The organism is Syntrophorhabdus sp., assembly GCA_012719415.1.
Lineage (GTDB): Bacteria > Desulfobacterota > Syntrophorhabdia > Syntrophorhabdales > Syntrophorhabdaceae > Delta-02.
In genome coordinates this window covers 1-11,044 of record JAAYAK010000275.1, presented here as the reverse complement: position 1 = coordinate 11,044, position 11,044 = coordinate 1, and the positions used below count along the sequence as shown (strand labels likewise).

Sequence of the window (11,044 nt, the reverse complement as noted above, 5' to 3'; positions counted from 1 at the left end):
GCGGTGGGGATGCTGCTGAGGCAGCCCCTTATCGTCGCCTTCCTGGCGACGGGCATTCTCGCCGGTCCCGCCGGCCTTTCCCTTATCCAGAGCCACGGGCAGATAGAGCTCCTGGCACAGATCGGGATATCGCTCCTTCTCTTTGTCGTCGGACTCAGGCTCGATCTCACCCTTATCCGGACGACAGGCCCGGTGGCGCTCGCGACCGGTCTCGGCCAGGTGATCTTCACCAGTCTCTTCGGTTTCCTCATAACTCTCTGGCTCGGTTTTTCCCCTGTAGCCTCGCTCTATGTGGCCGTTGCCCTTACCTTCTCCAGCACCATCATCATCGTCAAGCTCCTTTCCGACAAGAAAGAGATCGACGCCCTTCACGGGAGGATTGCCGTCGGGTTCCTCATCGTGCAGGACATAGTGGCCATCCTGGCAATGATCATCCTGACGGCTGTGGGGAGCGGAGGCGCCTCGGACGGCGCGACGTTCTCGCGCATCGCCTTTACGGGGCTCAAAGGGATCGGTTTCCTCATCTGCATCGGATTGCTTATGAAATATGTCCTTCCCGGCCTGACGAAACGGCTCGCCTGGAACCAGGAATTGCTCCTTCTCTTTTCCATCACCTGGGCAGTCTTCCTGGGGGCGGCGGGAGACTATCTCGGTTTCAGCAAGGAGGTCGGCGCCTTCCTCGGCGGCGTTTCCCTCGCCTCGACGCAATACCGGGAGGCCATGGCGGCCCGTTTGGTCAGCCTCAGGGACTTTCTGCTCCTTTTCTTCTTCATCGATCTCGGCGCACGCCTTGATTTCAACACCGTGGGGCCCCAGATACCCAATGCGATCTATCTGTCTCTCTTCGTTCTCATCGGGAATCCCCTCGTCGTCATGGCCATCATGGGCGTCATGGGCTACCGGAGGCGCACCGGGTTCCTCGCCGGGCTTACCGTGGCACAGATCAGCGAGTTCTCCCTGATACTTGCCGCCCTCGGACTCAGCCTCGGGCATCTCAGCAAGGAAGCCATGAGCCTCGTCACCCTCGTCGGGGTCATCACCATCTGTCTGTCCACATACATGATCATATACTCGGGAACCCTCTACCGGTGGTTATCCAAACCGATGAAGGTCTTCGAGAAAAAACACCCCTACCGCGAACAACTGGACGCGGAGACCTGTGCCATACCCACCGTCGATTTTCTTCTCATCGGTCTTGGCAACTATGGAAGCGGACTTGCCCGGCACCTCATCAGGCGCGGGAAACGCCTTGCCGGGGTGGACTTCAACCCCCAGTCCCTCGCGGCATGGCGGTCGCAGGAGATACCCGTCATGTTCGGGGACGTGGGGGACCCCGAGTTCCTCGACAACCTGCCCCTCAATTGTTCCGCCTGGGTCGTGAGCACGGTTCGAGACAGGTCCCTCAACCTGACCCTGCTTCACCTCCTTCAGGAAAGAGACTACGAGGGCAGGATAGCCCTGACGGCCATGGACGAGGAGGAGGCCAGGGTCTATACCGCGAGAGGCGCCCACGTGGTGCTCCGGCCTTTCGATGACGCCTCCGAAGAAGCGGCCGACTCCCTGACGGAGGCGATGCACCTCCTTCCCGACGACATCGACTGGCCGCTGGCTGTCGAGGAGATACGCCTCAGGAAAGACTCCGTCATCGCGGGCCAGCTCATCAGGAACCTGGACCTCCGGGCCGTCACGGGCATATCCATCATCGCCGTCAGCAGGGCCGGAAAGGTCCATCTCGATCCGGACCCGAATTTCCAGCTCTTTCCCGGCGACCGCCTGGTGCTGATGGGAGAGCCGGGCGCGTTGAAGGACGCGGTGGAGATACTCGACGAGACAAAGGAAGATGAGTTCGGGCACGGCCCGGGGGGGTTCGCCACCGCCGAGGTCGAGGTCGACGACGCCTCGGCCCATGTCGGCCGCAGCCTGGCGGAGATGAAATTCCGCAAGGCCTACGGGGTTACGGTGATAGGCATCGTGCGGGACCATGAGCGCATACCCATGCCGCGGCCCGAGGAACGCCTCATGGCCTCGGACAGGCTGATCGTGATAGGGACACATGAATCCGTTGAAAAGATGAAAAAGCGGAAGATCTGAGGACTGATCGCGCCCGTGGCGGCGCGTTCTCTATCGACCGGTCGCCTCCCAATCGGACCTCACGAATCCCAATATCCGCTGCGCCCTTTCTGAATGGACATGGATGTCATTCCAGTTGGGAGTCGAAACGGTCTTCTGCATGAGGAAGCCGTCTTCTCCAAACCATTGCGGCAGGACCCCGCCGAAGAAGTATCCCCTGTCTCTGAGAAGGTCAGTGACCCGGCCGATCCATGGCCACGACAGCTTGAGGAATACCTGGACCACCTCCACCCCCTCACCAAGGACGCGCTTCTCTTCCCGCTCGAACTCCCCCAGGAGATCAGGTCCCGCGTCATTGACCGTTACGCGGGCAACGCGGGCCGAGTCATATACCTGTGTATCGATCCGGGTTCGTTCCGATACCGGGAGCCCATCCGCCGAAGGTGCGAAGGTACGTTTGTCGTCGAGGCCCGCATAGATGTACTCGAACCAGGGGGCATATGCCTCGGGAACATGGACGAGATGGGGATTCCTGACAACGGTTATGAACATGAGAACCGTCGCCACCCTGCCCGACGCGCTCTTCTCCTTCACGTACGCCGCCGCCGGCATGAGATCCACCTCGAGGGCCGTCTCGACGAAGGGCAGGTTCGCGAGAGCGGCTTTCTGGATGTACACGTGGTTACAGACGGGCTCGCCGAAAAAGACCTTGACGCCCTCGATGCCTGGTACGGTCCTGCCGACATACTGAAAGATCATGCCCATGATACCCGCGTTCCTGAAGGCGGGCGAGACGGCACCGTTGCCTTTCTCATAAACCCCTTTGTCCGGCGCCGCGCGGAACAGGGAACTGTACCCGACGACCTTTCTGTCCGCTGTCCGGACAACAACGGGTATCTGGTCACGCCTCTCACAAGCCTCGACAAGTCCCTCCGGGTCGTAAACGATCTTTGCGGGGTAGGCATCACCGTAGACCTCGGTGAAGAGGTCCGCCACCCCCTTCGCGTCTTCCGGCCTGAAAAGGCCGACGTTCAGCTTCTCCGCATCCATGGTCCCTCCTTTGCCATCCGTTACCCGCTGTCCGGTGTCGGGCCTTCTAGCCGACTATCTCATGGCGGCGGGCGAGCGCCTCCGTCTCGTCCCGGGCTATCTCCTCGAGACGTGCCGGATCGGCCGACAGGATCTCCCCCATCATCGTCACAAGATGCCGTGCCGTGAGTATCCTCGGCATGAAGACATAATCCGCCCCTTCAGCGTACATCTTGAGCGCCCTCTGGACGCTTTCCGCGGTAACGATGATCCGTGCCCCGGGATTCATTCTCCTGATATGACGGATGAAGGTGAGGTTGTCCGTACCGACGAGAATGCTGTCCGGCACCGTCGAGATGACAAGCCTTGCCTTCTCCAGACCAGCGTGATGGAGGGTATCGAGGTGGCCCACGTCACCGTATACAACCTTGATGCCGAGCGATCGGAGGGACGAGTGCACCTCGGGGTTGAAATCGACGACCATGATCCTGTTCTTCGTGTCTTCGGAGAGCACCCCGCCATCGGCCTCCACGATCTCGCTTATCAGCGAACTGGCGTTCCGGTGAAATCCCAGTATCATTATCTCCCGGCCGGCCTCTTCCCGCTCTTCCTCTTCATGAAAACCGATGTCTCTGAAGCCCACCCTGCCGAGGACGAAACCGAGGGCTTTCTGCAGGGCGTCGCTGTAGTTGATCATGTAGGTCGAGACAACGGAGGTTATGACAAAGACGAAGATGACCAGTGACATGACATCCTGTCCGATATGGCCGGCCCTCATTCCCAGAGCGGTTATGACCAGGGAGAACTCGCTGATCTGTGAAAGGTTGATGGACGTGAGAAGACTGACCCTGTTCCCGTTCCTGAGAGAATACAGGACGGGGTAGACGGCCAGGAACCGCGAAACGATCAGGAACGCCGATGCTATGCCCGCTGTTGCCAGAACCCCGGGGCTCCCCATGGGGTTCGGTATCTGCATCCCCAGGGCGACGAAGAAGAGGGTCACGAAGAAATCCCTGATGTTGATGACCCTCGCCATTACATCGAGGTTGTAGGGAAATGTCGAGATCGATATGCCCGCTATGAGGGCGCCCATTTCCAGGGACAGACCCAGATACCCGGCAAGACCGCATATGAAGAAACACCAGCCCAGGGACGCCACGAGGACAAGCTCGGGGGTCTTGGATACCTTCCTGAACAGGCGCGGAAGAAGATACTTGCTGAGCAGAAAGGCAAAAACGACAAGTACGCCCCCTTTGAGAAAGGAGAAGAGGATCATGAGGATCTCTGGGTTGGCGAGGTTGGGCTGGATGCCGAGGAGGATGATGGCCCAGATGTCCTGGAATACGAGGACGCCCAGCGTGATCCTTCCCGCCAGGGTGTCTATCTCGAACTTTCCGTACAGCAGCTTCACGACGATGGCCGTGCTGCTCAGGGCACAGCACGCGGCAAGGTAGACGAGGTCATATCTCCCGCCACCGACGGTAAAACCAAGAAGATAGAAGAAGCCGAGTCCAAGCAGAACGCACAGGATGAACTGAAAGAGACCCGTGACAACGAGAGACCTGCCCGACTCCTTCAGCTTCTTGATGTCGATCTCAAGCCCTATGAGGAAAAGGAGCAGGATGAGGCCGATGTGGGATATGGTCTCGATATCGCTTGCGTCGGTGACCAGTCCTAGACCGATGTTGGGACCGATCAGAACGCCGGCGGCTATGTAAGCGAGCAGAAGGGGCTGGCGCATCATGTGGCCCAGGAAGGACATTACGGTCGCGGCGATTATGGCTATGCCGACACTGGTGACAAGACCGCCGCCGCCATCACCGGAGGCCAAAAGGGGCTTCGAAAAGAGAACGAAAGAAGCCGACAGCACGGCCACGCGGCATGCCAGCCTCACGGGATATGTCCTAGTTGTTCGCAATGTGCTCGTTCAGCCCTTTTACATCTCTTCTGTAGGCCTGTAGCAAGACCTCGAACTTCCGGGACCTCATGATGCCTCTGCAGGCGAATACGGCCGCCGAGAAGGCAAGATAGAAGTACCCGAAGACGCACTGCGCCAGGGAGCACACCTTCCCCAACCTGGAGACGGCCACTATGTCCCCGTAGCCCACGGTGGTCTGCGTCGTCGCGCTGAAATAGTAGCAGTCAAGGTACGTTATGGGAACATTGCGTCCCGCGTCCGGCATGCTGTGCCCGATGGCCGGGACCCCTTCAAGGAACGGCAGCACCACGCAGTACAGACCGGAAAACAGAATGGAGACCGCTATGAAGAACAATACGATATAGCACAGGCTCCTGTCGTTGTTAATAATGGCCATGAAAAATCTCGCCATGATCCACCTCGCTCCTTTTCTGATCACGGGCACGTCGCCAGCGTCCGCCTCCCCACGACGCGGACCATGGCGCCCATCTACGCTAGGCTATCAGGAACGCGGGCATTTTTCAAGGACAATGCCCCGCCCTTCAGCCATCGGTATCGATGCGGTCTTTGTAGTTGCTTTTTCGTTATATCTTCTGTTATATAACGCCAAGAGACGCGCTCAATTCGGCAGTGAGTTGGAGAAAAAAGGACTATGATGATGTCGTTCGAAGACTGAAGGGCTGAGAAAGCGTTGTGTACCCTCCAGTGTCTTCCCCCGGCATAGCCGTTTCATAATCCAGCGGCCGTTCATCGCTGGACCTCCGATACCCCCCTGCTCACCCCTGTTGACATCCTACTTGAGCAGGGGGGTTAACCTACTGCTATCATGAAAAGGTCTCAGACACCTTCGCGGCGGGCCTGCCGTATCCAGATCTTCAGGGCATCGCTTCCCATCTTTGTCTTGACGTGAAAGCCTGGCGGGAATACTATTTCTCCGATGTCATTCCTTCTCCACATCATAAAGGTCGGCAGCACCCATCCCGCCATAGCCGCCAGGTTCGGTGATTTTGAAAGTTGGATCGCAGACGGGCTGCGGCTGGCGACGGTGGAGGTCCGTGTCGTCAACGCCGAAGCTGGCGCCGAACTACCCCATCCGGCAAAGTCTGCCGGGATCATTGTCACAGGGTCTCATTCAATGATAACCGATGATCCCCCGTGGAGCCTGACAGTGGAGAAGTGGATACCCTCTGTCATCCGGGCCGGCATTCCCTTACTGGGGATCTGTTACGGTCACCAGCTTCTCGCCAGGGCCGCGGGCGGCGAGGCCGGCTATCATCCTGCCGGGAAGGAATTCGGCACTGTCCCCGTACACCTGCTTCCCTCCTGCGCCAACGATCCGCTGTTCGCGTCCCTTCCCGAGACCTTCCCCGTCCACGCCACCCATTCCCAGTCAGTCCTTCGCCTCCCCCCGGGGGCCATCCGGCTCGCGGGCAACTCGCATGAACCTAACCACGCCTTCAGGCTCCACAACGCCTGGGGAGTGCAGTTCCACCCGGAATATACGGCTGATATCATGAGATCATACATAACCGGGGACGCCCGGGACCTCGAAGCGACAGGCGTGAACGTGACGGACCTCTTGGCGGCAGTTGTCGAAACCCCTCATGCGGCCCGCGTCCTGACCAACTTCGCCCGCCTCATCGAAGCACGGCAAGAGCGGTAGCTGAAGCCCCAGAAAAGACTTTATCTCTCGCCCGCTTCGCTCGAGGTCGCTGAGATCGCAAAGAGAGACAAAAAGAGAGAAAAGACTGCCGCCGGATCTCGGAGCCTCCCAAGATCCGGCGGCCTTCTCGTCCCGCCGTGCCGGCGGGAGAGAAAGAAATAGTGTTTTTCCTTATCCTGAAAAAGTCATCTCCTCTCATTCCCCCCGTAGTCATAGGTCCTCTATGTCCTATAGGTCCCATACTACTTAACCCCCCCACACCTTCTTATCCTGCCCCCTCAGACTCCCATCTGGAGTCAAAAGTCTCTTTTTCCCTCCCGTCGCAGACGGGATGCAAATACGGCCAGATCCTGGCGGGAGCCGGGGTCTGGCCGCGTCTCTTCTCTGCGTGCTTTCTCTATAACCTCTGCGCCCTCGAGCAAGGCCCAACGGGCCGAGCGGGCGTGAGATGCAGTCTCTTCGTCCCCTCGTCTCTAGAAAACCGCCTGGCTTATGGTGCTCATGGCCACCTTGGCGGGGGTGGCGAGGTCGAAGCGTCGTATCACCTCGTCGCCTATTATCCGGGCCGCCTCTTCGTACCTCACGCGGTCCGTGTTGATGACGATGTCGTAAAGGAGCGCGTCGTCGATGTCGGCGTCGAAGTTGTCCCTCAGGTACCGCTTGCGGCCCTGGTCTTTCTTCTTTATATAATTGGTCGCCGTCTTGAGATCATAACCGAAGACCTCCCGCGCCCGCTCGACCCTCCTCTCGAAGGACCCGACAAGGCGCACATGGAAGACATTCGGCAGGTCACGCGTGACCATGTTGGCTCCCCTGCCAACAAGGATGCAGTTCCCTATCTGGGCAAGGCGCAATATTGTTGCGTTGGTGCGCTCCACAAGGGTCCATGTGCTGGGATGGAGTCCGATGAACTCCTCGACCGCGTCGGATATCGTGCCTTTGTGGTCCTCCTTCATGTACTCCCCGACACGTCCCTTGAGGTTGAAGACCTCGAGCACCTTCGTAACGAGCTTCTGGTCGAAGATCGTCCATTCCTCGTGGTCGGGGACCTTCGCTCTCAGGTAACCCGCCAGTTGCGAGGAAACCGTCAGACCACCCGCCCCTTCAGCTCGTGAGATGGTTATGGCAGGTTTTGAGGGTTCTCCCGAAAGCCTCTTTCCTTTCTGACCAAAATGACGTTCGATGTAAGATTCACACTTATCAGAGGTTATGTTCTCCCACATATGAGACCCTCCTTAGCTTAAGTGCTCGTTGCTGCCCATACGCCACCGGGCATCCCGATTGCCGCCCTTGTTTTACGTATAGCCCACGACCCTGTATTTGTCAACTTGCGGGGGGAAGACCGTTCGGCTGAGGGAGTGTCTCGTCCGCGAGAATGATGCCGGACCCCTGGCTCCAGATGAGCCAGACCTCTTCGTTCAGTTCGTAAGGCATTACCATCCCTTCGATGAAGAGGTAGTTGAGGACCCGAACGTCCAGAACACCGCCTCCATTAAGGCGGATCGAATAGCGTGTCACGTCGCCGAAGAACATGCTCTTCTCGATGACCCCCTTTATCCCGTTCTCGTAAGTCTCGGGTTCGAGGAGGCTGACGCGGATCTGTTCCGGGCGCACCCCGTAAAGGACGTTGCGGCCCGCTTGAAACAGATGGCGGCCCCTGCGGCGGACCGGCCAGTGCCCGAAGAGCTCGATCTCGCATTCTTCCGTTGTGGAAGCTGTCACGCGCCCCTCGAAAAAGTTGATGTCTCCGACGAAATCGGCGGTGAACTGCGTTGCGGGGTTATAGTACACATCGCCGGGGAAACCATATTGTTCAATGTGCCCGTTGTTCATGATGGCGACGCGATCGGCCAGTTCGAAGGCCTCCTGCTGGTCATGGGTTACCATCATCGTGGTAACACCGATCTCTTTCAGGATGCTCTTCAGTGATTGGCGGAGCTGAATGCGGGTCTTGGTGTCCACGGCCCCCAGGGGTTCGTCGAGCAGCAGCACCGGCGGTTCGTAGGCAAGTGCACGAGCCAGCGCCACTCTTTGCTGCTGCCCCCCCGACAACTGCGACGAGTACCGGGAACCCAGCCCGGGCAGACCTACCAGCTCGAGCAGATGCTCGCTGCGTGCCTTCCGCTCCCGGACGGCGACCTTTCTGATCTTCATGCCGAATTCGATGTTCTCGGCGATGGTCATATTGGGAAAGATCGAATAGTTCTGAAAGACAAACCCGAGACCGCGCCTCTGGGGAGGAAGGTGGGTAATATCGACACCGCTCAGCATGATCCGTCCCTCATCGGGCAGTATGAGACCTGCCACCAGGCGCAGAATGGTGCTCTTCCCGCTGCCGCTGGATCCAAGGAGAACAACGAGTTCCCCATCGTTAACATCCAGCGAGACCCGATCGACAACGGTGTGATCTCCGTACCTCTTGCTGATCTGATCGATAAGAATTGACATTATTTACCTCGCTGAGCCCCTTTCCTGCCCGTTCGCGCGGCGAGAAAAAGGATAAGGGAGAAGAGCCCGAAGGAAAGGATGGCAAGGACGGCCGCAACTGAATTGGCCGCCTGAATGTTGCCGCTCTCGAACTGGGAGAAGATGTACAACGGGGCAGTCTGTGTCCGCAGTCTCAGGTTCCCCGATACCATGACCGTTGCCCCGAACTCACCCAGGGAGTGGGCAAAGGTCAGCAGGGCACCCGTGAGCAGGCCGCCCTTGAGCGCCGGAAACACAACGTGCAGAAAAGCCTGCCACCGGCTGGCGCCCATGGTGTACGCGGCCTCTTCGTACGTCGTCTCCAGATCGTCCAGCAGGGGCTTGATGGTTCCCAGCATGTAGGGAAACGTGACAAACACGTGCGCCAGCAGGACACCCACGGGGGTGAACATGGGCTGTATCCCCAGGGGCTCCAGCACCTGTCCGAAGAGTCCGATAGGCCCCCAGAGCAACAGCAGGGATGTGCCGACGACAACGTTGGGTATGGCGACAGGCAGATTCAGTATGATCCCCAGCTGTTCGCGCCCGGGGAAGCGGGTCTTGCTGAGGACCCAGGCCGCGTAGGTGCCGAGCACGGTGTTGATCACCGCAGTGGCGAAGGCCACGATCAGGCTGAAGCGCAGGGCGAAAAGCACATCCGTCGTGATGAGGGAAGCCCCAAGATTGCCAGGGCCTCCCCGCGTGGCATAGATAAAGACCGATGCCAGGGGCAGGAGCAACAGGGGAAGCAGGACCAGCACCAGAAAGCCCGCGGGGAGTATGTGTGAGATCTTCTTGTAGAACGCCTTGCCCTGGTTCATGGCTTCAACTCCTTAAGGACCCCATTCTTCCACATTTCATCGATGATGGTGACCTTCGCCTTCCGCCAGCCTCCGAAATCGTCGATGAAGAAGGGGTCGTGGATATGTCCGAACTGCGGGTTGAGTGAATTCAACCTCTCATCGACGCTGCGAAACCCGCTCCTTACAAAGATGCGCTGCGCTTCCTCGCTCCAGAGGAAATCAACGAAGGCGCCGACGAGTTCCCTTTGTTTTTCCGAAACACGCTGATCAATGACGACCACCGTGTGTTCGCTCAGGATCGTGCTTCGGGGGTAAACGATCTCAAAGCGTGACGAGCCGCGGGAGCGGCTCCATATGGCGTCCTGTTCATAGGTGATGAGGGCGTCGCCAAAACCGCTGTCGAACTGGGTCCTGGCCGCCCTGCCGCTGCCTGCCTGGACCGCCACGTTTCTCCAGATGCCAAGCAGCATGGCCCTCCCCGCGTCGGGGTCCGAACCGGTTCGTCTCACGGCAGCACCATATTCGGCCACGATGGCCCAGTTGGCGGCCCCCGATGTCAACGGGTCCGTGTGGACGATGCGTATCCCGGGCCGGGTGAGGTCCGGGAAATCGTATATTCCCTTCGGATTGCCCGGTCGTACCTGTATTATGAAGGGGGTGCGGTTCATCACGCCCTTATGCGGCAGCCTCTTCCAGGTGTCGCCGCGAACAACACCTGCCTTGTGAAGGCGCTGGGCGTCGAGCTCCGTCGAGAGGATGGCTACCTCCGCGGGAACCCCCATGATCAACTGGTTCGTCACGGTACCCGACCCGCCGAAGGAGCTGATGAGTTCCACCCTCTGCCCCGTCTGCTCGAACCACCTCTTCTGGAAAGCCGGGAATATCCCCTTCGTGATCACAGGTTCAAGGATGGAAAAACCGTAGAGCACGATCGTCCTGGGACGTCTGTCCTTCTGCGAAGGCAGCCAGGGCCAGATCGTCCACAAGCATACCGCGAGGACCACGCAGACGATTGTTATTCTCAGGACCCACCGAAAGAGAGGACGACCAGACATAGGAGGTTTATCGTTTTTGACCTCATTAAACTTTCATTGC

At 58.8% G+C, this 11,044-nt stretch carries 9 protein-coding genes; 2 read left to right on the top strand and 7 right to left on the bottom strand.

The features are described from left to right. The first annotated feature begins 9 nt into the window (after positions 1–9). Positions 10–2,091 carry a sodium:proton exchanger gene (locus GXX82_16270; GenBank protein ID NLT24599.1) on the top strand — a complete coding sequence of 694 codons (2,082 nt, stop codon included), beginning with the start codon at positions 10–12 and terminating at the stop codon, positions 2,089–2,091. Positions 2,092–2,121: 30 nt separating this feature from the next. Here the strand turns inward: GXX82_16270 and GXX82_16265 are convergent, their stop codons facing one another. The 3 genes from GXX82_16265 to GXX82_16255 are packed head-to-tail and all read right to left on the bottom strand — an operon-like array spanning position 2,122 to position 5,429. Beyond that, positions 2,122–3,120 (bottom strand): hypothetical protein, encoded by a 999-nt coding sequence (locus GXX82_16265; protein NLT24598.1) that lies wholly within the window; start codon positions 3,118–3,120, stop codon positions 2,122–2,124. A gap of 46 nt (positions 3,121–3,166) precedes the next feature. Continuing rightward, positions 3,167–4,993, bottom strand: coding sequence for a sodium:proton exchanger (locus tag GXX82_16260; GenBank protein NLT24597.1), 1,827 nt, complete (start codon positions 4,991–4,993; stop codon positions 3,167–3,169). Between the two features lie 10 nt (positions 4,994–5,003). Beyond that, complete coding sequence (locus GXX82_16255) at positions 5,004–5,429, bottom strand: two pore domain potassium channel family protein (protein NLT24596.1); 426 nt, start codon at positions 5,427–5,429, stop codon at positions 5,004–5,006. A 525-nt stretch (positions 5,430–5,954) separates the two neighbouring features. On the opposite strand from GXX82_16255, the gene GXX82_16250 reads away from it, so the two are divergent. After that, entirely contained in the window at positions 5,955–6,680 is a 726-nt protein-coding gene (locus GXX82_16250) for a glutamine amidotransferase (GenBank protein NLT24595.1), read from the top strand. Positions 6,681–7,153: 473 nt separating this feature from the next. Here GXX82_16250 and GXX82_16245 read toward each other — a convergent pair whose 3' ends face one another. From GXX82_16245 to GXX82_16230, 4 genes are all read right to left on the bottom strand, one after another. Continuing rightward, complete coding sequence (locus GXX82_16245; GenBank protein ID NLT24594.1) at positions 7,154–7,903, bottom strand: cytidylate kinase-like family protein; 750 nt, start codon at positions 7,901–7,903, stop codon at positions 7,154–7,156. 100 nt (positions 7,904–8,003) lie between these two features. Then, positions 8,004–9,128 carry an ABC transporter ATP-binding protein gene (locus GXX82_16240; GenBank protein NLT24593.1) on the bottom strand — a complete coding sequence of 375 codons (1,125 nt, stop codon included), beginning with the start codon at positions 9,126–9,128 and terminating at the stop codon, positions 8,004–8,006. After that, positions 9,128–9,967, bottom strand: coding sequence for an ABC transporter permease (locus GXX82_16235; protein ID NLT24592.1), 840 nt, complete (start codon positions 9,965–9,967; stop codon positions 9,128–9,130). The genes GXX82_16240 and GXX82_16235 overlap by 1 nt, the downstream gene beginning before the upstream one ends. Next, entirely contained in the window at positions 9,964–11,004 is a 1,041-nt protein-coding gene (locus GXX82_16230; GenBank protein ID NLT24591.1) for a solute-binding protein, read from the bottom strand. The genes GXX82_16235 and GXX82_16230 overlap by 4 nt, the downstream gene beginning before the upstream one ends. Positions 11,005–11,044 lie beyond the last annotated feature (40 nt).

Coding starts and splice junctions, on each gene's coding strand:
- GXX82_16250 (NLT24595.1), top strand. CDS start 5,955: ATGTCATTCCTTCTCCACATCATAAAGGTCGGCAGCACCCATCCCGCC.
- GXX82_16270 (NLT24599.1), top strand. CDS start 10: ATGCTGCTGAGGCAGCCCCTTATCGTCGCCTTCCTGGCGACGGGCATT.
- GXX82_16230 (NLT24591.1), bottom strand. CDS start 11,004: ATGTCTGGTCGTCCTCTCTTTCGGTGGGTCCTGAGAATAACAATCGTC.
- GXX82_16265 (NLT24598.1), bottom strand. CDS start 3,120: ATGGATGCGGAGAAGCTGAACGTCGGCCTTTTCAGGCCGGAAGACGCG.
- GXX82_16240 (NLT24593.1), bottom strand. CDS start 9,128: ATGTCAATTCTTATCGATCAGATCAGCAAGAGGTACGGAGATCACACC.
- GXX82_16235 (NLT24592.1), bottom strand. CDS start 9,967: ATGAACCAGGGCAAGGCGTTCTACAAGAAGATCTCACACATACTCCCC.
- GXX82_16245 (NLT24594.1), bottom strand. CDS start 7,903: ATGTGGGAGAACATAACCTCTGATAAGTGTGAATCTTACATCGAACGT.
- GXX82_16255 (NLT24596.1), bottom strand. CDS start 5,429: ATGGCGAGATTTTTCATGGCCATTATTAACAACGACAGGAGCCTGTGC.